At 65.9% G+C, this 24,521-nt stretch carries 21 protein-coding genes; 12 read left to right on the top strand and 9 right to left on the bottom strand.

Translation table 11 applies throughout. The features are described from left to right. Positions 1-131: 131 nt before the first annotated feature. The 3 genes from FHW94_RS01510 to FHW94_RS01500 all read right to left on the bottom strand — a co-directional run bounded on the left by FHW94_RS01510 (position 132) and on the right by FHW94_RS01500 (position 7,635). Positions 132-3,065, bottom strand: a complete 2,934-nt coding sequence (locus FHW94_RS01510) for a hybrid sensor histidine kinase/response regulator (protein ID WP_168554031.1) — start codon at positions 3,063-3,065, stop codon at positions 132-134. Beyond that, on the bottom strand, positions 3,062-3,478 hold the full coding sequence (locus FHW94_RS01505; protein ID WP_168554030.1) for a hypothetical protein: 417 nt from the start codon (positions 3,476-3,478) through the stop codon (positions 3,062-3,064). Before FHW94_RS01505 ends, FHW94_RS01510 begins: the two co-directional genes overlap by 4 nt. 152 nt (positions 3,479-3,630) lie before the next feature. Continuing rightward, entirely contained in the window at positions 3,631-7,635 is a 4,005-nt protein-coding gene (locus tag FHW94_RS01500) for a non-ribosomal peptide synthetase (protein WP_168554029.1), read from the bottom strand. Between the two features lie 236 nt (positions 7,636-7,871). Between FHW94_RS01500 and adh the strand changes: the two genes are divergently transcribed. The 4 genes from adh to FHW94_RS01480 all read left to right on the top strand — a co-directional run bounded on the left by adh (position 7,872) and on the right by FHW94_RS01480 (position 13,483). Further along, the gene (gene adh, locus FHW94_RS01495) at positions 7,872-9,392 is read left to right on the top strand and encodes an aldehyde dehydrogenase (protein ID WP_168554028.1); all 1,521 of its coding nucleotides are present in this window, start codon (positions 7,872-7,874) and stop codon (positions 9,390-9,392) included. Between the two features lie 102 nt (positions 9,393-9,494). Continuing rightward, positions 9,495-9,890, top strand: a complete 396-nt coding sequence (locus FHW94_RS01490) for a DUF779 domain-containing protein (RefSeq protein ID WP_168554027.1) — start codon at positions 9,495-9,497, stop codon at positions 9,888-9,890. A gap of 129 nt (positions 9,891-10,019) precedes the next feature. Further along, a complete protein-coding gene (locus FHW94_RS01485; RefSeq protein WP_349237477.1) occupies positions 10,020-11,189 on the top strand; it encodes an FIST N-terminal domain-containing protein in 1,170 nt (389 codons plus the stop codon). Continuing rightward, positions 11,186-13,483 carry a NahK/ErcS family hybrid sensor histidine kinase/response regulator gene (locus FHW94_RS01480; protein ID WP_168554026.1) on the top strand — a complete coding sequence of 766 codons (2,298 nt, stop codon included), beginning with the start codon at positions 11,186-11,188 and terminating at the stop codon, positions 13,481-13,483. Before FHW94_RS01485 ends, FHW94_RS01480 begins: the two co-directional genes overlap by 4 nt. Before the next feature lie 146 nt (positions 13,484-13,629). Here the strand turns inward: FHW94_RS01480 and FHW94_RS01475 are convergent, their stop codons facing one another. The 4 genes from FHW94_RS01475 to pedF all read right to left on the bottom strand — a co-directional run bounded on the left by FHW94_RS01475 (position 13,630) and on the right by pedF (position 17,869). Continuing rightward, entirely contained in the window at positions 13,630-14,277 is a 648-nt protein-coding gene (locus FHW94_RS01475) for a response regulator transcription factor (protein WP_246865957.1), read from the bottom strand. Positions 14,278-14,456: 179 nt separating this feature from the next. After that, positions 14,457-16,220: a methanol/ethanol family PQQ-dependent dehydrogenase gene (locus tag FHW94_RS01470; protein WP_168555385.1), complete on the bottom strand. Its 1,764-nt coding sequence runs from the start codon at positions 16,218-16,220 to the stop codon at positions 14,457-14,459. A 356-nt stretch (positions 16,221-16,576) separates the two neighbouring features. Further along, positions 16,577-17,407: a transporter substrate-binding domain-containing protein gene (locus FHW94_RS01465; RefSeq protein WP_168555384.1), complete on the bottom strand. Its 831-nt coding sequence runs from the start codon at positions 17,405-17,407 to the stop codon at positions 16,577-16,579. Between the two features lie 24 nt (positions 17,408-17,431). Then, complete coding sequence (gene pedF, locus FHW94_RS01460; RefSeq protein ID WP_168554024.1) at positions 17,432-17,869, bottom strand: cytochrome c-550 PedF; 438 nt, start codon at positions 17,867-17,869, stop codon at positions 17,432-17,434. A gap of 138 nt (positions 17,870-18,007) precedes the next feature. Here pedF and FHW94_RS01455 point away from each other — a divergent pair, with 138 nt between their 5' ends. From FHW94_RS01455 to FHW94_RS01445, 3 genes are all read left to right on the top strand, one after another. Further along, the gene (locus tag FHW94_RS01455; RefSeq protein WP_168554023.1) at positions 18,008-18,979 is read left to right on the top strand and encodes a PQQ-dependent catabolism-associated beta-propeller protein; all 972 of its coding nucleotides are present in this window, start codon (positions 18,008-18,010) and stop codon (positions 18,977-18,979) included. A gap of 6 nt (positions 18,980-18,985) precedes the next feature. Further along, positions 18,986-19,483 (top strand): hypothetical protein, encoded by a 498-nt coding sequence (locus FHW94_RS01450; protein ID WP_168554022.1) that lies wholly within the window; start codon positions 18,986-18,988, stop codon positions 19,481-19,483. A gap of 527 nt (positions 19,484-20,010) precedes the next feature. Next, positions 20,011-21,393: a porin gene (locus tag FHW94_RS01445; RefSeq protein ID WP_168555383.1), complete on the top strand. Its 1,383-nt coding sequence runs from the start codon at positions 20,011-20,013 to the stop codon at positions 21,391-21,393. Positions 21,394-21,498: 105 nt separating this feature from the next. Here FHW94_RS01445 and FHW94_RS01440 read toward each other — a convergent pair whose 3' ends face one another. Further along, positions 21,499-21,648 carry a hypothetical protein gene (locus FHW94_RS01440; RefSeq protein ID WP_168554021.1) on the bottom strand — a complete coding sequence of 50 codons (150 nt, stop codon included), beginning with the start codon at positions 21,646-21,648 and terminating at the stop codon, positions 21,499-21,501. A 160-nt stretch (positions 21,649-21,808) separates the two neighbouring features. Continuing rightward, positions 21,809-22,189 carry a c-type cytochrome gene (locus FHW94_RS01435; protein WP_246865840.1) on the bottom strand — a complete coding sequence of 127 codons (381 nt, stop codon included), beginning with the start codon at positions 22,187-22,189 and terminating at the stop codon, positions 21,809-21,811. Positions 22,190-22,369: 180 nt separating this feature from the next. Here FHW94_RS01435 and FHW94_RS01430 point away from each other — a divergent pair, with 180 nt between their 5' ends. The 5 genes from FHW94_RS01430 (at position 22,370) to FHW94_RS01410 (ending at position 24,472) form a co-directional block, all read left to right on the top strand. Then, positions 22,370-23,344 (top strand): nitronate monooxygenase, encoded by a 975-nt coding sequence (locus FHW94_RS01430; protein ID WP_168554020.1) that lies wholly within the window; start codon positions 22,370-22,372, stop codon positions 23,342-23,344. Between the two features lie 191 nt (positions 23,345-23,535). Further along, positions 23,536-23,742, top strand: coding sequence for a cold-shock protein (locus tag FHW94_RS01425; RefSeq protein WP_168554019.1), 207 nt, complete (start codon positions 23,536-23,538; stop codon positions 23,740-23,742). Between the two features lie 4 nt (positions 23,743-23,746). Continuing rightward, positions 23,747-24,001, top strand: coding sequence for a translation initiation factor IF-1 (gene infA / locus FHW94_RS01420; RefSeq protein ID WP_168554018.1), 255 nt, complete (start codon positions 23,747-23,749; stop codon positions 23,999-24,001). A 39-nt stretch (positions 24,002-24,040) separates the two neighbouring features. Beyond that, a complete protein-coding gene (locus FHW94_RS01415) occupies positions 24,041-24,187 on the top strand; it encodes a hypothetical protein (protein ID WP_168554017.1) in 147 nt (48 codons plus the stop codon). Positions 24,188-24,235: 48 nt separating this feature from the next. Then, positions 24,236-24,472 carry a hypothetical protein gene (locus FHW94_RS01410; RefSeq protein ID WP_168554016.1) on the top strand — a complete coding sequence of 79 codons (237 nt, stop codon included), beginning with the start codon at positions 24,236-24,238 and terminating at the stop codon, positions 24,470-24,472. Positions 24,473-24,521 lie beyond the last annotated feature (49 nt).

The following is a 24,521-nucleotide window of genomic DNA, read 5'->3' as shown; positions in this document are numbered from 1 at the left end:
GTGACAAAGGGCAATAGTGGGGGAATGGGCGCGCCGCACGCGCCGCTGACGATCGGCCTTATGTGGCGCGATGCGGGCAATGGGCCGCCGGCGTGCCGGCCCTGCCGGCAACGCCGCGACCCGGCGCAGCTTCAGGCCACGGCACCCTGCCCGCCAGGCGTTGCCGCGCCGGTGCCGGCCACGGCGTGGTGCGGGCCACGCTCGGCCTCGAGCAAGGCCAGAGCCCGGCCATAGTCGAGCCGGGCCAAGGCCTGGCGCACCGGATGCGCCTCGCGTGCCGCTTCGGGCAGGCCAAGTGCCTCGGCATAGACGACGAAGGCCGCCCGTGCCGCGAGGCTGCGCCGCTGCACCAGATCGACCAGCCCTTCGCGCGCCTGGGCTTGCGCCGCAAGATCGAACGCAGAGTTGGCCGGCGTGGGCGACGGCAGCGTGCCCGGTGCGATTGGCGGCGTGAGGGAGCGCGCGGCTTCGATGGCAGGTTCCAGTTCGCGGCCCAGCAACGCGATCTCGCGATCGAGGCCGAACGTCTGCTCGGCCGCCAGCAGGCGCTCGATCCGGCCGGCCACGGCCGTTACTTGCGGCAGTTCCAGCGACGCAGCCACGCCCTTGAGCGAATGGGCCAGGCGCCGCGCCTCGGCCAGGCGCCCTTCGTCAACCAGGTTGGCAAGAGCACCGGGGGTGGCGGCATAGATATCGGCAAAGTCGCCGATCAGCTTGGCCAGCAGGGCGCGCTTGCCGTTCACGCGGGCCAGCGCGGCGGGAATGCCGAACGGCGGCAGGTGATCGGGCAAGGGGATGGCATCGGGCGCGGCTGCGCCATTGGCGACGGGCGCGTGCCAGGGCTTTGCCGCGCCATCGGCGCCAGGCACCTGCAGCCACTGTTCCAGCGTACGGACCAGCAGCGCGGGATCGACCGGCTTGGTGATGTGGTCGTTCATGCCAGCGGCCAGGCAGCGTTGACGCTCATCCTCATAGGCGTGCGCGGTCATGGCAATGATCGGCAGGACATCGGCGCCCCAGGTGCGGCGGATCCGCGTGGTCGCCTCGATCCCGTCCATCTCGGGCATCTGCACGTCCATCAGCACAGCAGCGTAAGCGCCGCTTTGTGCCGCCACCATGGCGCAGGCGATGCGGCCATTTTCCGCGCAGTCCACATCAAGCCCGGCATCATCGAGCAATTCCATGGCGATCTCGCGGTTGATCGCATTGTCTTCCACCAGCAGCACCCGCGCACCCTGGAACCGCGGGGCGAGGCGCACGGTTTCGGCCAAGGCAGGCGGGGTTGGCGCGGCGGCATCGGGCGCGCGATCCACCCGTTCGGGGAAGAGATGGCAGATCGTTTCGATCAGCGCGCGCGGTTGCACCGGCTTGGTCAGAAAGGCATCGACATCGGCGCGTTCCACTTCGCTCAGGAACTCGTCGTTGCCATAGGCCGTGACCAGCAGCGTGACCGGCAGGTTTTCGCGCGGCACCCGGTTGCGCATCGCCTTGATCGTATCCATTCCCGAAAGACGCGGCATTTTCCAATCGAGCAGGACCAGGTCGAACGGACGCCCGGCAACGGCAGCAGCCTCGATCGCGGCCAGCGCTTCATCGCCCGAAGCGGCCAGGTCGATCGTCATGCCCCAACTGTTGAACAACGCGCGCAGGATGTCACGCGAGGCAGCGTTGTCGTCCGCCGCCAGGATGCGCAGGCCCGCCAGGCCCCGTGGCATGATCAGGCCGGCACGGGCCAGGCTGCCGGCATCGCCCAGCACCACGCGGAAGGTGAACACGCTGCCCAGGCCAGGGGTGCTTTCCACGGTGATGCCACCGCCCATCTGCTCCACGATCTGGCGCGAGATCGCCAGGCCCAGGCCCGAGCCGCCGAACCGGCGGGTCATCGAACTGTCCACCTGGGTGAACGAGGAAAACAGCGCTTCGCGGTGCTGCGCGGTCATGCCGATGCCGGTGTCGCGCACGCTGCATTCCAGCGTGACCGTGCCCTCGCCCGTGGCGACAAGGTCCATGGCGACCATGACCACGCCCTTTTCGGTGAACTTGACCGCATTGCTGAGCAGGTTGAGCAGGACCTGGCCAAAGCGCAGTTCATCGCCCACCACCATCTGCGGCACACGCGGCGCGATGGTGACGCGCAGCGCGACGCCCTTGGCCTGCGCATCGACGGCGAGCATCTGCACCTGGTTTTCCACGCAGGCGCGCACTTCGAACGGCCGCGCTTCCAAGGTGAGCTTACCCGCCTCGTTCTTGGAATAATCGAGAATGTCGTTGATCAGCCGCAGCAGCGATGCGCCGGCATCGGCAATGCGCGTGACATAGACCTGTTGCCGCGCATCGAGCGCGGTGCGCTGCGCCAAATGGCAAAAGCCGAGAATGGCATTCATCGGGGTGCGGATTTCGTGGCTCATGTTGGCCAGGAACATGGCTTTGGCGCGGGTGGCGTGCTCGGCCTCGCGGGTGCGTTCTTCAAGTGCCAGATTCTTGGCGCGGATATCTTCGCCCATCGCCGTGATGCGCTGCACCGCTTCGACCAGATGCGCGCTGAGCCAGACCAGTACCGCCGTCTGGAACGCCACGATGACCGCGTGGATCAACACGCGCACCAGGTTGCCCTCGCCGGGAAACACCGCATAGGGCAAGGCATAAAGCAGCACGAGGTGGTGCAGCACGGTGGCACCCGCCGCCATCAGGATCGCCCCGCGATCGCACCACGCGATGGTGAGTGCGAGCATGGCGAAGAAGTACATGTGCATGTCCATCTGCCAGGGATGGCCCTGCAGCAGGAACAGGAGGAGTGCGGGCTCGCCCACCAGCGCGACCGCGGAAAGATAGCGCGTGGCCGGGGCGATGCCGTTGCGCCACCACATCAGGTGATAGGCCAGCGCCAGCAGCGCCCCTGCCCCGGCGGCGGCCAGCGGCGATCGTCCGTTCAACCCGCCGACCAGGGCCAGCAGCGGCACGTGCGCCCACAACAGAAAGACCAGGAAGCGGCCGAAACGCCGACGGACATCGTCAAGCTCGCTCGCCGGCAGCGATGGGGCGCGGCTGGATAGGGAGGTCGTCATAAGGCGGGATCATCCTTGGCAGCGCCGAGGCAGCCCGCCAGACGTGGCGAAGCAAAGACGAACCAGACCCCTTCTCGGCGCAGTGCGGCAGGAAAATCCACACGGGGGGACGTGGCGATGGCGATATTGGCAAAGCGGCCCGGCGCCACCAGCGCGCCTTGCGCACCGGCAACCATGGCCACGGTTTCGATCCGGGAGGTTCCGGGGGCAGCGATGACCACGAGTTGTTCACCCGCGCGCACCGGCGGCAGCGAAGCCCAGGCGAGTGCGCCGACGCCGGCCAGCATCAGGCCCACGGCCGGCATCGCGGCAACCCATACACGGCGCGGCCGGGCCGGCGCGCCAGCGTGGCGCAAGCCAGCCGTGGCGCGGCAGGCAATCGCCCTGGTATTACCGGTAAGACCCCCGTGCATTCTGACCCTCCGCCTGAGGAAGGTTACGGGTGGCCAATTTCCAATTGGTAAATTTTGCCGCTATCGATCTGATCGGGAAGCAATTTCAGACCGAGAATCGCCTGTTTCGGGCATGATTTTTGGTCCGGTCTGATAGCTATCGTCGATTCAGCCTATCCCACCACGCGCACGGGCACGCCTTGGTAGGCCAGGCCGGGCCGCAGGTGTTCGTGCTTCATGATCACGCTGCCGCCCAGCACGCGAGTGCCCGCGTCGACCACCGCGCCATAGAGCGGCACGGTGCCGGCATGGACCGTCGCCCCCCTGCCGATGCGCACCTTGTCCACCTTGAGCACGCGATCCTCGAACGTGTGCGCCTGGAAATTGGCGTGGACTGTGGCGCCATCGCCGATCTCGATCATGTCGGGATCGACGACCTGGGCAAACAGCGGCCCCAGCACCGCGCGGCGCCCGATCCTGAGGCCCATGAGCCGCAGATAGGCCAGCAGCAGGAACGTGCCTTCCAACTGCTGGAGGATGAAATTGGCATAGCGCGCCCAGGCGACATAGACGAAGTCCCAGCGGCTGCACCAGCAGGACCACAGCGCGTGCTGCCCCGGCTTGACCCGCCCGATCAGGCCCCACTTGAGCGCCATGACGACAAGGCACAGCGCCACCATGGTGCCCAGCGTGGCAGCGGGCACCACCACCCAGGCCATCAGCCCCACCCCGGCCCCGTGCGCCGCGGCAGCACCGATGGCGGCAAACCACAGCGCGCCCAGCACCAGCGGCACCACCGGCAGGGCAAAGCGCGCCAGTTCCCACACCCAGCGGTTGACCTGCCGGATCAGCGCGGGATCGTGCGTCAGGCTGCGATCGGCCCCCACCACCTGGCGGCGCGGCAGATCGAAGCTGGGATGGCCGAAGCGCGATTGGCCCCGCGCGATCAGCGTGGCATCGGCAACGGTCGAAATACCGATGAGGATATCGTCGGGCAGGGTTTCGCCCGCCGGGATCACCGCATGGTTGCCCAGGAACGTGTTGCGCCCCAGCCGGATCGGCGCCACGCGCACCGTGCCCTGGCGCAGTTCCGGCCCACCCAGATAGATGCCGTCTGCAAAGAAGGTTTCCGCCCCGATCGTGACGAGTTCGGGCGTCACGTCAAAGATCGTGCTGATCTCGCACTTGTCGCCCACGTTCATGCCGGCCAGGCGCAGCCAGTGCTTGAACATCAAGGTGCCCGAAAGCCATTCGCCCGCGGCGAACACGGCGCCGGCCTTGATCCACACGCGGATGTAGCCCAGGCTCCAGCGGTCGATCACGCCCGGCCGCACCCGGCCCAGGGCGCGCAGCAGCAGGGCCGACCAGAACACATTGAGCGGCACGGCCAGCACCGTGGTGGCCAGGACAGCGGCAATCACCCGCAGATCGAGGCTGGGCGCGGCCATCCAGCGCCAGATCGCAAGGGCATCCACTTCGCCCGCCAGGCACAGGCCGAGCAGCAGCAGTTCACCCGGCAGCGCGGCCAGCGCGGCGAACAGCCCCTGGCCCAACAGCATCAACAGCGCATGGCGCCACGGCCCATGGCGGGTTGCCGCGCGGGTGATCACCGGCACGGCAGGGGCTGGCCCCACGCGTTGCGCGGGCACGCCGTCCCACATTTCCCCCGCCGGCACCACACCCCCGGCATTGAGCACCGAGAGCGCGGTAAGCACGCTGCCCGCCCCCATCCGCGCCGGGCCTTCCAAGCCAGCCCGCACCATCAGCGCGGCGCCGGCTTCCAGTGTGATCGGCGCCACGACGATATCGCCGCGGTCCAGTTCCACCAGCCCCAGGTGCGCGCCCTGGCCCAGCGAAACGTCGTCGCCCAGGTCCAGCAAGTCCCACCCGCCGCGCCGCAGATCGACATTGCGGTGGATATGGACCCGCCGCCCGATCCGCGCGCCCAGCAGGCGCAGCACGGCATTGTTCAGCTCCGTCCCGGCCAGCAACGGCCAGGGGATCAACCGCACCGCCTGCATCACCATCCAGTGGCGCAGGTAATAAGGGCTCCACACCGGTGCGCGCAGCGGGCGATAGCGGCCGATCGCCAGCCATTTCACCGCCACGGCAAAGGCCACCGACAGCGGCATGTACAAAAGAAAGCCGGCCAGGCCCACCAGCGGCGCCACCAGCACCAGCGTGGCGAGGCCCAGATGGGCAAAAGCCAGCGGCGCCACGCGGAACGCGACGAGCCAGGAACCCCAGCCGGCCACCAGCACGCTCAAGGCAAGCCAGGTGACCTGCACCAGGTTGGCCAGGGCCGGCCGCGCCACGCCCTGGCGCAACAGGGGCATGGCAGCGTCAGCCGTGGTCTCCGTCGGTTCCGGCGCACGGGCAGCCAGCGCGCGCACGGTGCGCGCGTCATAGATGTCGCTCACCGTCACCCAGTCGGTGCGCCAATCTTCGCGCAGCAGGGTAACCAGCATCGCTGCGGTCAGCGAATCGCCGCCCAACCCTTCGAAGAAATCCGCCGTGACCGAAACCCCGCCCGGCCGCTTGAGCACGTCGGCCATGGCTTGCGCGATCAGCGCTTCCAGTTCGCCCTCGGGCGGAACCAGCGCCTCGTCCTCGCGCCGGGGGGCAAAGTGCATCGGCGGCAAGGCCTTGCGATCGAGCTTGCCGCCCACCGTAGTGGGCAGCGCCGCGATCAGGCCAACCTGGCGCGGCACCATATAACCCGGCAGGCTGGCGGCCAGCGCCTGGCGCAAGGCTTCGCCCAGCGGGGGCGCAGCCGGATCGGTGGGCACGACATAGGCCACCAGTTCGGGCACGCCGCCGCGATCCTGGATCGTGGCACCGGCCGCGCGCACGCCGGCAAGAGCGGCCAGTTGCGCTTCGATCTCGCCCAGTTCCACGCGGTATCCGCGGATCTTGACCTGGGCATCGATGCGCCCGTGGTAGAACAGGTTGCCGGTCTCGTCGCGATGCACCAGGTCACCGGTGCGATAGAGACGGCCATGGCGCGGGTGGTGAATGAACTTTTCCGCGGTCAGATCGGGCCGGCCGAGATAGCCGCGCGCCACGCCGGCGCCACCGATGCACAATTCGCCCTGGCTGCCTTCGGGCACATCATCCAGCGCCTCGTCGAGCACGAAGGCATATATGCCAGGCACCGGGCGACCGATGGTGATTGGCCCGCCCGGCACGATATCCCCGCGCAGGCAGGTGACCGCGCATTCGGTGGGGCCATAGCCGTTGACCAGCCGCCGGCCCTTGGCCCACAGCGCGGCAATATCGGCCGGCAGCGCCTCACCACCCACATAGAGCAGCTTGAGATCGGGCAACGCCTCATGCGGATTGCTGCACCCGCTGCTGCGCAGCAGGGTTGGCGGCGGGCAGAACACGCTGGCGCGATGATCGGCCAGCCAGGCCACGATATCGGGCCCCAGGCGGGCCGCGGCATCGTCCATCACCAGCAGCGTGGCGCCGCTGGCCAGCGCCAGCCAGATTTCCTCGATCGAGCTGTCATAGGCAACCGACGAGCCCTGGACCACGCGATCGCCCGGCCCCAGCGCGAATTCGGCCAGGTCCGAGGCGACCAGGTTGGCGATGTGGCGATGCTCGATCATCACGCCCTTGGGCTTGCCCGTGGTGCCCGAGGTGTAGATCAGATAGGCCAGCGCTTCGGGTGCGACATGGGGCAGCGGGGTTTCGGGCGCAGGCGCGGCGGCCAGCAATTGGGCCGGATTTTCCACCGGGCAGGCGCCATCCACCAGCTGCCCAAGACGCGTGCGCTGCGCGTCTTCGGCCAGGACGAGCACCGGCCGGGCATCGGCGAGAATATCGACCACGCGGCCATCGGGAAAGGCGGGATCGAGGCAGGTGAACGCGGCACCGGCCTTGAGCGCGGCCAATTGCGCCAGATAGAGCAGCGGCGACGTGCGCGGCAGATGCAGCGCCACGACAGGCTCGGCCGCCCCCACCCCGGCCCGCACCGCGGTGGCCGGAATACGCGCCAGGATCGCGCGCGCCAGGGCATCGCTTTGCGCAGCAAGATCGGCATAGGTGATCGCCTGATCGATGTCGCGGCCCTTGCCGGCGGGCACGAAGATCGCGCAAGCCTGCGGGCTGCGCGCCGCCGACGCGGCCAGGAAGCCGTGCAGCGTGCGGTCGTTTTGCAAATGGTTTCCGCCCATATCCGCCCCCTAGCGCCCGCGTAGCGCCGGTCAATGACGAAACCCGCACAAAAACGCCGAAATCGGACAGGCACGCCGGCGCAATCGGCCGCTTCGACCCAAGGTACAATTGCTTGATCAGGGTGCATTTGCGCATCCTTGGCCAGAACGCGGGCATGCCGCCAGGCCGGCACGGCACCGCGCAGCATGCATTCGTCCAGTCGTTTTCGCCTTAAAGCATACCGAGGAGAGGCCCCATGTTGCAGGAAGCCATGACCAAGTTTTCGGCCCAGAGCCCGATCAAGGCCAAGTTTGACAACTTCATCGGGGGCAAGTGGGTTGCTCCGGTTCGGGGCCAGTATTTCGACAATGTCTCGCCCGTAACCGGCAAGCCGGTATGCCAGGTGGCGCGCGGCACCGCCGAAGATATCGAGCTGGCACTCGACGCCGCGCACAAGGCCCGCGAAGCCTGGGGCCGCACCTCGCCCGCCGACCGCGCCAACGTGCTGCTCAAGGTGGCGCAGCGGATGGAAGACAACCTTGACCTGCTGGCGATGGTGGAAACCATCGACAACGGCAAGCCGATCCGCGAAACCACCGCCGCCGACGTGCCGCTGGCGATCGACCACTTCCGCTATTTCGCCGCCTGCGTGCGCAGCCAGGAAGGCACCCTGGGCGAAATCGACCACGATACCGTGGCCTATCACTATCACGAGCCGCTGGGCGTGGTCGGCCAGATCATCCCGTGGAATTTCCCGCTGCTGATGGCCGCATGGAAGCTGGCCCCGGCCCTTGCCGCCGGCAACTGCGTGGTGCTCAAGCCCGCCGAACAGACGCCGATGTCGATCCTGGTGCTGGCCGAACTGATCGCCGACATCCTGCCCGAAGGCACGCTCAACATCGTCAACGGCTTTGGCATCGAAGCCGGCAAGCCGCTCGCCACCAGCAAGCGCATCGCCAAGATCGCGTTCACCGGGGAAACCTCCACCGGCCGCCTGATCATGCAATATGCCAGCGAAAACCTCATTCCGGTCACGCTGGAACTGGGCGGCAAGAGCCCCAACATCTTCTTTGCCGACGTGATGGACGCCGACGACGACTATTTCGACAAGGTGCTCGAAGGCTTTGCCATGTTCGGCCTGAACCAGGGCGAAGTGTGCACCTGCCCGTCGCGCGCGCTGGTGCAGGAATCGATCTATGAAAAGTTCATGGAACGCGCCGTGGCCCGCGTGGAGAAGATCCGCCAGGGCAGCCCGCTCGATCCGACCACGATGATCGGCGCGCAGGCTTCGAACGAACAGCTCGAAAAGATCCTCTCGTATATCGACATCGGCCGCAACGAAGGCGCCAAGGTGCTGACCGGCGGCAGCCGCGCCACGCTGGGCGGCGACCTGGCCGATGGCTATTACGTGACGCCCACGATCCTGGAAGGGCACAACAAGATGCGCGTGTTCCAGGAGGAAATCTTTGGCCCGGTCCTGGCCGTGACCACTTTCAAGGACGAGGCCGAGGCGCTCGCCATCGCCAACGACACCCAGTTCGGGCTGGGCGCGGGCGTGTGGACCCGCAACGGCAACCGCGCCTATCGCTTTGGCCGGGAAATCCAGGCCGGGCGCGTGTGGACCAACTGCTATCACCTCTATCCCGCGCACGCCGCGTTCGGAGGCTACAAGCAGTCGGGCATCGGGCGCGAAACCCACAAGATGATGCTCGATCACTATCAGCAGACCAAGAACCTGCTGGTCAGCTACAGCACCAAGGCGCTCGGCTTCTTCTGAGCGGCTGGCACGCGAAAGGCGCCCCCGGCGGACAACAGGGGCGTCGTTTCCGGGGCGGGTGTCATCCGGCACTCGCCCCGCTTGGCCTTTGAAGGAGCAGCGATGCCCGACCTTCCCCCCCGTGTGCTTTCCACACCGCAGGCCGATGCGTGGATCGCCCGGCTTGGTGCCACGCACGGCCCGCTGATGTTTCACCAATCGGGCGGGTGTTGCGACGGGTCGGTGCCGATGTGCTATCCGCGCGGCGAGTTCAAGGTGGGCGGGCAGGACGTGCTGCTGGGCCATATTGCCGGCGACGTGCCGGTGTGGATCGGGGCGGCACAGTTCGAATACTGGCGCCACACCCAGGTGACCATCGACGTGGCACCGGGGCGCGGCGCCGGCATGTCGCTCGAAACACCCGAAGGCGTGCGCTTCCTTGCCCATTCGCGGCTGTTCAGCGATGCCGAGGCGGCCGCCCTTGCCGCCGCAGGAGAGCCGCCCTGCGGACAATCCTGAGGACCTGCTCATCTTTTTGTATCACTGCCCCATCAGCCGGTGGCCCAAGCATTGCATTGTACCTGCGCCTTGATAGACACATGGGCACAAGAACAAGACAATATTGGCGATTGGAGAGGGGCCGTGGATATTCGCACCTGCGAGGTTGGCGTGGCATCATCCCATGCATCCGATCCTGTCGAGGCCTTTGCCCAGATCACCCGGCGCATCGATCCCGATCACCTGGCCGGCGCCGTGATGTTCTGCTCGCACCGCTATGACCGCGAAGCCCTGGCACGGGCGGCGCGCGGCTGGGCGATGGAACGTTTTGCGATGATCGGCTGCACCAGTTCGGGCGAGCTGACCGAGGCGGGCTATGACGAGGATTCGATCAGCCTGATCGGCTTTCCGGCCGACAGTTTCCACATGGTCAGCCACCGCTTTGACGACCTGGCCCATTTCGATGCCGGCGCCGCGCGCGCCGCGGTGCGCGATCTGGTGGCGCGGGCCGAAGTGGGCAGTGCTTCACTGGGCAGCCCCGACCCAGGCAAAAGGGTCAACCACGCCGCGCTGTTCCTGGTCGATGGCCTGTCGCACAGCGAGGAACTGCTGGCGATGACCGTGCAGGACGCGCTGGGCGAGATCCCCCTGGTGGGTGGATCTTCGGGCGACGGACTGATGTTCAAGGAAACCGGGATCTATTCCGATGGCGCGTTTCACGCCGCCGGCGCGGTGGTGGCGATCCTTTCCACCACGCGGCCGCTGCATGTGTTCCGGCGGCAGCATTACAAGCCCGGCGCGGTCAAGATGGTGGTGACAGAAGCCGATGCCGGCGCGCGCCGCGTGACCGAAATCAACGCCGAGCCCGCTGCCCGCGAATATCTGCGCCTGGCCAGCTCGATCCACGGCGGCATCGATCCGACCCGCCTCGACATGGCGCTGTTTGCCGCCTGCCCGCCGATGGTGCGCGCCGGGGGCGATTATCACGTGCGCGCGGTGCAAAGCGCCAATGCCGATGGCAGCCTGACGTTCTATTGCGCGATCGACGAAGGCATCGTGCTGACTCTGGGCGAACCGGTGGACCAGCTGGAAAGCCTCAACGCCACGATGGCCGAAATCCGCGCGGCAGTGGGCGAGATAGACCACATCATCGCGTTCGATTGCGTGCTCAACCGCATCAATGCCGAACGGCGCCAATTGGGCCGGCCGATTTCGGAAATCTATCGCCGCCACGGGGTGATGGGCTTCAATACCTATGGCGAGCAGTTTCACGCGCTGCATGTGAACCAGACCTTCAGCGGGCTGGCCATCGGGCGATGACGGCAGCCCCATCCCCTCTTTCCGGGCCGCCCCTTCCTGATCCGCCCGCTGCGCAAACCGGGCAGGACGAGGCCGGCACCATCGCGCGGCTGGAAAACGAGCTGCGCAAGCTGCGCAAGATCAACGCCGCATTGGTCGACCGGGTGGAGCGATCGAGCGACCTGTCGCATTCGGCGTTCTCGATGTTCGAGCGGGCCATCACCCTGGAACAGCTGGTCCGCGACCGCACCCGCGCGCTGGAACAGGCGATGGGCGAACTGGCCACCGTCAATGCCAAGCTGGCCCAGGCCCACGCCACGGCCGAAGCCGCCGAAACCCGCCTGCGCGATGCGATCGAATCGATCAACGAAGGCTTTGCCCTGTTCGACGCCGAAGACCGCCTGGTGCTGTATAACGAGGCCTATACCGGCTTCTGGCCCGAAGTGTCGGAACTGCTGCCGGAAAACCCCACGTTCCACCAGATCATCAACCTGGTGGCGCAGCAGCGCAGGCCGGCCGGCGCGCTGTCCGCGCCCGATCGCTGGGTGTCCGACCGACTGGCGCGCCACGCCGTGGCATCGGGCGGGCATGTGCAGGCGCTGTCGGACGGGCGGTGGATCCAGATCAACGAGCTGCGCACCAGCGAGGGCGGCATCGTTGGCATCTATACCGATATCACCGAGGCCAAGGCCGAGGATGCCCGTGCCCGCGCGCGTGATCTGGCCCAGCAGAACCTGGCGCTTCAGGCGCTGCTCGACAACCTGGTCGAAGGCGTGTGCATGTTCGATGCCGAGCGCCGTCTGACCGCCTGGAACGGCGCCTTGCAACGCCTGCTCGGCCTGGCCGGTGATGCCAGCGGCGCGCTCAACCAGCACGAAGACCTGGTGCGCTTCTGCACGCAGACCCTGGCGATGGACGGGGCCGACGTGCTGGCCTGGCGCACCGAAGCCGAAGGCACCGTGCGCAACCGGCTGTGCCAGGTGGGCGATCGCATCTGGGAAGTGCGCACCACGGCCACGGCGCTGGGCGGCATGGTGGTGGGCTTCCTTGACGTGACCGAGCCGACCACGGCCCGCCAGATCCTGCAGAACACCGCCGAAACGCTCGAACGCCGGGTGGCCGAGCGCACGACCGAACTGACCGCGCTGAACCGCCGCCTGGCATCCGAAGTGGCCGAGCGCCGCGCGATCGAGGGGCAGTTGCTGGAAGCCAAGACGGCGGCCGAAATGGCCAACCGATCCAAGACCAGCTTCCTCGCGGCGGCCAGCCATGATCTGCTCCAGCCGCTCAACGCCGCGCGCCTGTTCATTGCCGCGCTCACCGAACGGCGCCTCGCGCTGCCCACCCGGGCGCTGGTCAACCAGGCCTCCACCTCGCTCAATTCGGTCGAGGATCTGCTGGAAACGCTGTTCGAGATCTCGCGGCTGGATGCCGGCGCGATCACGCCCAACCTTACCGACGTGAATCTGGCCGGGTTGCTCGGCACCTTGCAGACCGAATTTGCCCCGACCGCCCGCGCGGCCGGGCTGACGTTCACGGTGGAAGCAGCGCCCGTGTGGGTGCGCAGCGATGCGCGCCTGCTGCGCCGCATTTTGCAGAACCTGGTGTCCAACGCGATCCGCTATACCGGCAGCGGCACAGTGCGCGTTTCCACCGATTGCCCCACGCCGGGCCAGGTGCGGATCAGCGTGTCGGACACTGGCCCGGGCATTCCCAAGGACCAGCAGGAGCGGATTTTCGAGGAGTTCCGCCGGCTGGACCACAGCCACCGCATTCCCGGCAAGGGGCTGGGCCTGGCGATCGTGCGCCGCGCCACGGCAATGTTGCAGCATCCGCTGGAATTGACGTCGGACGCGGGCGCGGGCGCCTGTTTTGCCGTCACGGTACCGCTGGGCGAAAGCCAGGCGGACAGCGCCCCCGCCCTGGCCAAGCCGGTGCGCGACCGCGCCATCCAGGGCCGGCGCATCCTGGTGATCGACAACGAGACGCAGATCCAGCTGGGCATGGAAACGCTGCTCACCGGCTGGGGCTGCCAGGTCCTGGTGGCGGGCAGCGGACCGGCCGCGATCGACCGGCTGGGCGCCGAAACGCCCGACGTGATTATCGCCGACTTTCACCTCGACCATGCGGAAACCGGCGACCAGGCGGTGCACGATGTGCGTAGCCATCTGGGCCGCAGCGTGCCGGCGATCATCATTTCCGCCGATCGCAGCGAGGAATTGAAAGAGCGCCTGGCCGGGCAGAAATTGCCCTTGCTGGGCAAGCCGGTAAAGCCGGCGCAACTGCGGGCCTTGTTGCAGACCATGATGCACTGATCGGGCAGCGCTTGGCGCCCTTCGACAGGCTCAGGGCGAACGGCGGAAGGGTGGATTTTCGCCTGAATTCCCGTTCGGGCTGAGCCTGTCGAAGCCCATTGCGCGGGACCGTGGTGTCAGGCTTCGCACCATACCCGCCGCAAAACTCAATCGAAATGCACGCGGTTGGCCAGGATCACCGCCTGGGTGCGGCTGAACACGCCCAGCTTTTGCAGGATGGCCGAAACGTGGGCCTTGACCGTGGTGAGCGAAACATCGAGATCGTGAGCGATCTGCTTGTTCAGCCGGCCGTGTACCAGATGGTGCAGCACGACCTTTTGCTGCGGCGTGAGGCTGTCGATCCGGCTGCGGATCTGCGCTTCCTCGCGCGTGGCGGGGGTTTCTTCCAGGCCGGTATCGGGGATATAGATTTCGCCCGCCATGACCATGTGCAGCGCATCGACGATGCCATCGCGCTTCATCGATTTGGGCAGGAAACCGGCGGCCCCGGCCGATAGGGCTTCCTGCACCAGGGCGCGGTCGAAACTGCCCGAAACCATCAGCACCGGCACCATCGGAAATGCCTGGCGCAACTGCACCAGGCCTGAAAGCCGCGTGGCATCGGGCATGTTGAGGTCGAGCAGGACGAGATCGCAATCGCCGTGGCTGGCCAGCACGGCGCAAGCCTCTTCCACCCCGGCGGCTTCGAGAATGTCACAGGATTCGAACGTTATGGCCAGAAGGCTGCGCAACCCGTCGCGCACCAGCGGGTGATCGTCGACAACCAGGATGCGTTCGGGCGTGGCATTGGCCATGGCCGCACTATCGGCCGCCCCGCGCGAAAAGCAAGGGGCCGCAGCCATGCTGCGCACCGGCAGGGGCGTACGAGGCCCGCCGCCTTCCCCGGCAGGCCCCGCAACCGGGCGAGAGGCTGGTACCAGCCCCCCGACCAAGGGCAGGGGGCAGGAAGCCCCCCAGCTTCCGCCCCGGCCCATCACGACTTGGGCAGCTTGAACACCCAGAGCGCGCCGCCCTGGCTGATTTCCTTGAAGGTCTTGGCCACTTCACCGCCCCACAGCGGCACCGCGCCACCCCAGCCGGACATGACCGCGACATACTGCTCGCCATCCTGTTCCCAGGTGACGGGCGAGCCGACCACGCCCGAACCGGTGTTGAACTTCCACAGTTCCTGGCCGGTCTTGGCATCGAATGCCTTGAGATAGCCTTCGGGCGTGCCGGTGAACACGAGGCCGCCGGCGGTGGTCATCACGCCGCCCCACAGTGGGGCCTTGTTCTTGTATTCCCACACGATCTTGCCGGTCTTGGGGTCCATGGCGCGCAGCGCGCCGATGTGATCCTCGACGATCGGCTTGATCGTGAAGCTGGCGCCCAGATAGGCCGCGCCCTTCTTGTAGGCGATCGGCGTGTTCCAGATGTCCATCCCCCAGTCGTTGGACGGGATATAGAACAGCCCGGTCTGGTCGGAATAGGCCATCGGCATCCAGTTCTTGCCACCCAGGAACGAGGGGCTGGCAAACACGGTCTTGCCCTTGGCTTCGCTGCCGCCAGCGATGTCGGGCGCGCCGGGACGATTTTCGTCGATGTAGTTGGGCCGGCCGGTCTTGGGATTGAAGCCGTTGGCCCAGGTCGTCTGCATGACGAACTTGCTGGCGCTGACGAACTTGCCGTTGGTGCGATCGAGCACGAAGAAATAGCCGTTGCGGTCGGCCTTGGCGCCCAGCTTCATCGCCTTGCCGTTGATCGTGGCATCGAAGGGAATGAATTCGTTCACCCCGTCGAAGTCCCAGCCATCGTGCGGCGTGGTCTGGTAGTGCCAGACGATCTGGCCGTTGTCGGGATTGATGGCGAGCGTGGAGGCGGTGTAGAGGTTATCGCCCTGGCGCAGGTGGCTGTTCCACGGCGCCGGGTTGCCGGTGCCGAAGTAGACCAGGTTGGTGTCAGGATCATAGGTGCCGCCAAGCCAGGTGGCGCCGCCGCCGGTCTTCCACAAGTCACCGGGCCAAGTGGCGTTGAGCTTGCCGGTCATGCCGTTGGGCTGGCCGCGCAGCGTGCCCATGTGGCCTTCGATGACCGGGCGGGACCACACCAGTTCACCGGTGTTCACGTCACGCGCCTCGACCACGCCCACGGCGCCGAATTCGCCGCCCGATACCCCGGTGATGACCAAGCCCTTGACGATCAGGGGCGCGGCGGTCTGGCTGTAGCCGGCCTGGTAATCGGCCACGGTCTTGTTCCAGATGACCTTGCCGGTCTTGCGGTTGAGCGCCACGACATGCGCGTCGAGCGTGCCGAAGATGATCTTGTCGCCATAGATCGCCGCGCCGCGGTTGACCACGTCGCAGCAGGGCATGATGCCGTCGGGCAGGCGGGCATCGTATTCCCACTGCTTTTCGCCGGTGCGCGCGTCGAACGCGAACACGCGCGAGTAAGATCCGGTGACATAGATCATGCCGTCATAGACGATCGGCTGCGATTCCTGCCCGCGCTGCTTTTCCCCGCCGAGCGAGGCGGCAAAGGCCGGGACCATCTTGGCCACGTTGGCGGTGTTGATCTGGGCAAGCGGGCTGAAACGGTGCGCCTGCGGGCCCATGCCATACGTCAGCACGTCGCCCGTGGTGGTGGCGTCGGCCATCAGGTCGGCATCGCCGGGACCAGCTGGAGCACCATCGGCCAGCGCCGGCGCCGCCATGGCAAGAGCCAGCGCACAGGCTGCGCTCGCCTTGAAAAATCCCTTCATCATCACACCTCCGGTTGATCGTTGCGGCCTCTCGCGCGGGCCGGTCACGTTGATCTGGTCTTGGGGGCAGATGGTGGGTTTGCTGCGGCCGGTGCCCCCTGCCCCGCCCACCTTGCAAGTGAGACCCTATTCCTTCGCGCGGGCCGGGCAATTGGACCTTGGCACTAGGTTTGCTGCGGATGGGCTAGCGCAGCATAAGATTGCGCTGGCGGCCCTTCGACGGGCTCAGGGCGAACGGAAGATGCGCGACTTTCTCCCCTCCTCTTTAGAGGAGGGGTTGGAGGTGGTGCGAAGCCTAGCGCGGCGCATCCACCACCCCCCAACCCCCTCCTCTAAAGAGGAAGGGGGGAAGGTTGCTAACCCGCCAGCGGCGCCTGCCACGTCACGCCATAGGGTTGGCACAGCGCGGCTAGGCGGCCATCCTTGTGCATCTGGCCCACGATCTCTTCCAGCGCATCGCCCAGCGTGCGACTGGTTTCCTTCACCGCCATGCCCACGTCCCAGCCGGGGCTGGTCATCATCGGCAGGGGGCCCTTGCGGCGGGCAAAGCCGTGCCCCGCATCCTTCAGGCCGTATTCCAGTTGCGCATTGGTGGCCATGGCAGCGTCCGCTTCGCCCTTGACCAGCGCCGAAACCGCCGATGCGCCGTTGGGATAGTGCGCCACGTCCTTGGCCAGAGCGCCGCCGAACTGCCCCATCAGATAGTAATCGGGGATAGTGGCCACTTCCACGGCGAGCTTGTGCCCCTTGAAAGCCACCGGCATGCCTTCGCATTCCAGGCCCGTTCCGGTGGCGCAGGCCAGGCCAAAGCGCTCGCGCGCATAGGGCGCCACGATCGCCACCTGGTCTTGCGCCGCGGCAAAGGCCGGATCGAACGGCACATGCAGCATCACGTCGGCCGCCTGGAAGCCCAGGAGCCCGCCACGCCACACCGCGTTGCGCAGGTCGTCCTCCACGCTTTCGTCGGCAGGAAAGATCGCCAGGTCAACCTTCACGCCCAGCGCGGCAGCCAGGGCACGGCCAAGATCGGCATCAATGCCCTTGATCTGGCCGCCTTCCTCCCACGACCAGGGCGCATTGTCCTGGTAGATCGCCACGCGCAGCACGCCGTTGGCCTTGACCTTGGCCAGCGGCGCGGCCCGGGCCAGGCGGGGCAGCGTGGCCGCGGTGGCAAGGCCTGCCAGCATGGCACGGCGGGTCAGCCCCACGGCTTATTCCTCGTGCACGGTTTCAAGCCAGGCGCGGATCGCCCAGCCGGCTTTCTGCCCCAGGATTTCGCCCATCGGCGGCATATAGACCTTTCCATCGCGCACCGAACCGTGATGATAGCGCTGGACGAACCACTCGTCGCCCGAATCGCCCAGTTCAAGATAGCGCAGATCGGGCGCGATGCCGCCGGAAATGGCCTCGATCCCATGGCAGCGCGCGCAGTTCTGGGCATAGGCATGCTCGCCGATCTCGATCGCCTTGGCATTGCCACGATAGGGATTGTGCTGTGCCCAGGTATCGTTGTCGGGCTGGATATCGGGCAGCGCGGAAGTATCGACCGGCTGCGGCGTCACATCGCCATGGGCCAGGAGATGCGTTGCGCCGGCGAGGGCAAAAACCCCGGCTGCCGCGCTCAGCGCCAGTCGTCCGGTGAACTTCATCGCGTCAATCCCTTTCCCTCGTGTTTATAGTCTGGCCATGGTGTGGACCATGCAGGGCCTGTGAGAAATTGACCTTTGGTCGAATGCCCATGCGGGCACGGGGCGGATAACGTGTTGTCCAGGAAGAGGATGATAGCGATGCGCTTGATTGCATGCGCGGCCCTGGCCGCATTCGCCGCGATGGTGCCCCTGGCCGCCGCGCAGGCACAGACCGTCTATGTCAGCAACGAGCGCGGCAATTCGATCAGCGTGATCGACGGCGCTACGGGCAAACCCGTTGCCACCTGGCCGGTGGGCGAGCGCCCGCGCGGGATCACCTTGAGCAAGGACGGCCGCTTTGTGCTGGTCTGCGTGAGCAACGACAACGCGGTGAAAGTGATCGACCGCCAGACCGGCAAGATCCTGCGCGAGATCGGCGCGGGGCAGGACCCTGAGCAGTTCTTTTTGAGCCAGGATGGCAAGACAGTGTTCGTGGCGAACGAAAACGACGCGGCGGTGAGCGCGATCGACCTCGCCAGCGGGCGCGTGGCGTTCCAGGTTTCCGTGGGCAAGGAACCGGAAGGCATCGCGCAAAGCCCGGACGGCCAATGGCTGGTCGTCACTTCGGAAGAAGACGATGCGGTGAGCTGGATCGACCTGGCCACGCAGGCGGTGGTTTCCACCACGGAAACCGAAAAGCGCCCGCGCCACGTGGAATTCACCGCCGATGGCAAGGAACTGTGGATCGCGGCCGAAGTGGGCGGCGTGGTGCAGATTGCCGATCCCAAGACCCGCGCGATCACGGCCACGATCCATTTCGCGATTCCCGGCGTGGCCGATTACAAGATCATGCCCTGCGGCATCCGCTTCACCCCCGATGGCAAGGCCGCCGTTGTCGCGCTGGGCCGCGCCGACCGGATCGCCGTGATCGACGTGGCCAGCCGCACGGTGAAAGCGACGATCCCGGTGGGCAAGCGGGTGTGGCATCTTGCGCTCAACGCCGATGGCACGCGGGCCTACACCGCCAACGGACTGTCGAACGATGTTTCGGTAGTGGACCTGGTGGCGGGGCAGACGATCGCCACGGTGCCGGCGGGTGTGGCGCCCTGGGGGGCTGTGGTGGGGGATTGAGGTGGCTTGAGCTGGGTTGGAGGAATTTCATTCGATGATTCCAACCACGTTTTCATTGCAGACATAGAGAGGCAGACTAATCATCACCGGATGGAGAGCTTTTCTAACGTTGTGGCCACAGGCATGAGGCGTGTCTGCGCTGCCTTTAGCCAAATTGTGATGCCTTACGGATTCAAGCCTCAAAAAGGCCGAAAATGGGTTCGAGAGAGTGAACCTTTTGAAGAGATTATCTGGATTTCTCGAAGTGGAGCAACATATGGCGCTCCTCATTCGCCCAGCATTTCGCTGCAACTGTCGTTGACTTCCATTCGGTTGAGAGATGAGCAAAGAACTGACCTAAGTCATCATGAGTCTGGATTGATCAGAAGATCGACAGGATATTGCTACCATCACCGCTTCAATGCGAAGACAAACAGCACATATGAAAGATGCCTGGACGAACTGGAGCTTTTTGTGACGGAAGTCGCCGAGACTTGGTTTGAACAACAACGTCGTCAGATTTGATCATACAGAAGGCCTGTTTCCTGCCTTTCCCGGCGGTTTGGGCCTTAGATAGAAAATCCCGTTGCGGTGGTCGGGACAGCATGATTGATTTCGCGCATAGGCGCAGAGAACATAGAATCTCTGCGCCTATGCGCCTCTGCGCGGGGTACTATTTTTCTAATTTTTGCGCCGCAGCGTTCCCACGCAAGTGGCATAGCTGAACCTTCTCCGCGACTCCGCGCCTCCGCGTGAATCATTTGGCACGCGGAGGCGCTGAGGGATTGACGACCAATCCTTGCGCTTTTGCGTGAGTGATTGCTCGGCGCAGGAAGCCGACATGCCCCCTCCGACAGCCCTGCGGGCTGCCACCTCCCCCACGATGTGGGGGAGGATCCTATGCTGCGAACTTACTTAGTTCCTTGGAACGAGAACCATAGTCCAATTTCGCTCGTGACCGCCCGAGCGCATCGTTCTGCCCTGCCCTTTGGGGCAAGAAAACGATGGCAGGGGATGGACCAATGAAGGCTCACAAGGGGCTGGCGGGCACGATGCTCGCCACGACGATTGCACTGGGAATCACGCTGGGCGCCACGCCCGCCATGGCCGGGACTTCGGCCGCGCTGCTCAAGCGGCTGCATGAAAAGGGCATCCTGTCCGACGACGAATACCAGCAATTGCTGCGCGAGGACGAAGCCGAGAGCGCGGCGCCGGCACCGGCCGCCACGCCTGCCGCAGCGCCGGTGGCGGACAGCGACCGCCTGGTGCGCCGCACGGCCAGCGGCGTGGGGGTGGAAATCGGCGATGTGGCGCTGACGTTCTCGGGCTCGGTCAACGGGTTCTATGTGCATGACAATCCGCAAGCCGCATCGGCGCGCACGGCGGTGACGGGCGGCATTGCCAATGTGGGTGGCAACAGCACGTCCTCGGTGCGCAACGGCTTGCTGCCCGGCTTCCTGAAAGTGGAAGCGACCACGCACCAGGGTGGCTGGGACGTGGGCGCGCACTTCGGCATGTATCCGGGCATCAACAGCGCGGCCTGGGGCGCGCTGGGCGCCAACAACGGCGGGCAGCCCACCGCCCTTGCCACCGCCGGCATCGATTTCCGCCAGACCTACCTGACGTTCGGCCGCGCCGGTTTTGGCGAAGTGAAGATCGGGCGCGACATCGGCCTGTTCGGCTCCGACGCCATCCTGAACGATATCACGCTGCTGTCTTCCGGCGCGCCGGGCGGCAATGTGGCGCCGGCCAACACCACGCTGGGCCGCATCGGATCGGGCTATATCTACACCGATTTCCAGCCGCAGATCACCTATACCACGCCATCGCTTTCGGGCTTCAAGGCCGCGTTCGGGGTGTTCCAGCCCCTGAGTTCGCTGACCGGCCCGGCCGAGCAGAACGGCAGCCCCGGCTTCCAGGCCAAGCTTTCCTATGATGGCAAGCTGGGCCCCGTGACGGCGCACCTGTGGGCCTCGGGCATCACGCAAAAGCACGATACGCTCAACCGCGCGCTGGCCTATACCGGCAAGGGGCTGGACGTGGGCGCCAAGCTGACCGCCGGCCCGGTCACGGCCGTGGGCTATTACTACACCGCCTCGGGCCTGGGCACCACGGTGCTCAACCTGTTCGACAGCGATGGCCTGGGCCATGCGCGGGACAGCCATGGCTTCTATGCGCAGGCCATGGCCACTTTCGGCAAGATCTCGGTGGGCGGCAGCTATGGCGAAAGCCGCCTGAACTTTGCCAACGCCCTCGATGCCGCCACCACGCCCACGCTGGTGGCCAAGAACAGCAGCTATGTCGGCCAGGTGCGCTATGGCCTGACCAGTTGGGTCACGCTGATCGGCGAATATGTCTCGGCCAAGGCGCAGGCCCACAACGGCAACAGCGCCAAGTCCGATACGCTGGCGCTGGGCGGCATCCTCTTCTTCTGATCGGACCTTTACCCGGCACCGATCATCCACGCCCCGGCGCATGGCTCTCCAGGCGCCGGGCATTGGCCGGACAACCCAATTCCCCGGGTTGTCCGGCCTTTTTTGTCAGTCCGGCTTGCCACGGCGCAGGCTGGGCAATCGATCGGCCCGCGTTTCCCGGCGGTAAGGCCTGCGTCTGAGACGGGCGAACAGTTCGGCGCCGCGCAAGGCCAACCAGCCGAACGGCCGAACAAGGAACCCGGCCGCATCGATCACGTCACTGACATCCATCGCAGTTGCCCATTTCGTCGCCGCGGGCTGCGCCGCTACAAGGCAATTCAGTACACCTGAAGCACGGCCATGGCCGAACACAAAAAAGGGCCGGGCGGCATCGTGCCACCCGGCCCCGTCCGGTATCGCGACCCGAAAAGAACGCTTACTTCAGGCTGGTGAGATAACCGACCAGTTCGGCCCGCTTGGCCGGATCTTTCAGGCCGGGGAACGCCATCATCGTGCCGGGCACCAGCGCGCGCGGGTTTTCGATCCACTTGTCGAGCGTGGCGGCATTCCAGGTGAGGCCCGATTTCTTGAGGCCGTCGGAATACTTGAACGTGGGCGCGTGCGTGCCGGCCTTCTTGCCCACCACGCCATAAAGATTGGGGCCGATCTTGTTGGGGCCGCCCTTGGTGTTGTCGTGGCAGACGGCACAGCGCGCCCAGGTGGATGGCGCGGGCGGCGGCGCAGCATGAGCGGCCTGCGGCATGCCCGCCATCGCGAACGTCATGGCCAGAACCGGTGCAATCAGGCGTTTCGACATAACTTCTCCACTCCACGTGTCTGTTTCGTCACGCCACTGCCACGGCGCCGGCCGCGCCGATATTGGACTATTGGCCGGATCGGTCGTGCGGTTTAGTTGATTGGTTAATTGACAAGCGCCGGCCCGCGCTGGCAGGCTGCGTGCAAGCGCAAACACCCGAAAAAAGGATTGCCCACCGCCATGATCACGACCCGCTTCACGCAATTGTTTGGCGTGGAACACCCGATTGCCCAGGGCGGCATGCAATGGGTGGGCACGGCCGATCTGGTGGCAGCCGTGGCCAATGCCGGGGCGCTGGGTTTCCTGACGGCACTGACCCAGCCCACGCCCGAAGCGCTGGTGCGCGAGATCGCACGTTGCCGCAGCATGACCGACAAGCCGTTTGGCGTGAACCTGACGATCCTGCCCGCGATCACCCCGCCGCCCTACGCCGAATATCGCCAGGCAATCATCGAAAGCGGCATCACCGCGGTGGAAACCGCCGGCTATCGCCCGGACGAGCACGTGGCCGCGTTCAAGGCCGCCGGGGTGAAAGTGATCCACAAATGCACCGCCGTGCGCCACGCGCTTTCCGCCCAACGCATGGGGGTGGACGCCATTTCGATCGACGGGTTCGAATGCGCCGGCCACCCGGGTGAGGATGACATCCCGGGCCTGGTGCTGATTCCCGCCACGGCCGACAAGGTGACGATCCCGATCATTGCCTCGGGCGGGTTCGGCGATGGACGCGGGCTGGTTGCCGCGCTGGCGCTGGGCGCCGAAGGCATCAACATGGGCACGCGCTTTTGCGCCACCCAGGAAGCGCCCATCCACGACGGCATCAAGCAGGCGATCGTGGCGAACGACGAACGCGCCACCGCGCTGCTGTTTCGCAGCTACCGCAACACCGCCCGCGTGGCGCGCAACAGCGTGGCAGAGGAAGCGGTGCGAATCGAGCGGGAAGGCCAGCCGTTCGAAGCCATCGCCCATCTTGTAAAAGGCGCGCGCGGCCGCGAAGGCCTGCTTTCGGGCGATCCTGAACACGGCATCTGGACGGCCGGCATGGTGCAGGGCCTGATCCACGACGTCCCCACCGTGGCGCAACTGGTGGGCCGCATCGTGGCCGATGCCGAGACGATCATCGCCCAGCGCCTGGCCGGGATGGTCGGTGGATAACATTGACAAATTCACCGCCATGGTCCATATCAGGCTCTGCTAACGTCGCCTGCGACGGATTTTGAAGCCTATGACCAGGAAAAGCCCATGCGCTTTTCCACGTCTGCGCGCCGATACTTCCCTTCTCTCGCTACAAGCTCCGCCGGCGCTGTTGCCGGTGGGTTCCCCTGTTTCGTGAAAAGGAAACACCCATGATTACCGGCACCGTGAAATTCTTCAATTCCGACAAGGGCTATGGCTTTATCGCGCCCGACAATGGCGGCGCAGACAGCTTCGTGCACATCAGCGCGGTCGAGCGTTCGGGCATGGCCACGCTGACCAAGGACCAGCGCGTGCGCTTCGAACTGGAAACCGACCGTCGCGGCAAGGAAGCTGCCGTCAACCTCCAGTCGGTTTGATTCCATGGCCAAAGAGGATCTGCTGACCCTTGAAGGCCAAATCGACGAGATCCTTCCAGATGGGCGCTTCGGCGTCCTTCTGGAAAACGATCACCGGATCATCGCCTACACCGCGGGCAAGATGCGCAAGTTTCGCATCCGCTCGATCGTGGGCGACCGGGTCCGGGTCGAGATGACCCCTTACGACCTCACCAAGGGGCGTATCGTCTATCGCGAAAAAATCGGGGGCGGCCCGGCTGCCCTGCGCAAACGGCGCTAGACCCGCCCAAGACCATAAAAAGACAAGAATACAACCTACATGATTATGCAATACACGTTCACTACATCCAAGCTGCATACCACCTATCCCCTGCCCGCCCCGCGTCGCGCCATGCGCGCCGCTGCTGCCCCGTGCGGGCTGAGCCGGCAGGAACTGCGCGAGATCGTCGCCCAGATGGTGGGCTGATCGCAATCAGGCCATTTTGGCCGGCAACCTTGCCCGAAGGAGACGACCATGTCCGAAGCTCAGGACTTCTACCTCCGGCAGGTTGCCCTTAGCGCCAAGGCGGCCGACGAATCCGATCTGGCCAACCAGCGCGACAAACACTTGCGCTCGCAGGCCGCGTGGCAGGTCCTGGCCGATCGCGCCGGCAAGACCGCCGCGGCCAAGGCCGCCAACGAAGCGCAGAAGCAGTCCGAATTGCTCGGCACGCTTGAAAGCGCCCGCATCGGACCAGATTTTTCCATCTGAATCCATGATTTGGTAAGCACGGATAGCGCACCCCTGCACATCAGGGGGG

It is taken from the genome of Novosphingobium sp. SG720 (assembly GCF_012275365.1).
Taxonomy (GTDB): domain Bacteria; phylum Pseudomonadota; class Alphaproteobacteria; order Sphingomonadales; family Sphingomonadaceae; genus Novosphingobium; species Novosphingobium rhizosphaerae.
This window is presented reverse-complemented; position numbering and strand designations above follow the sequence as displayed.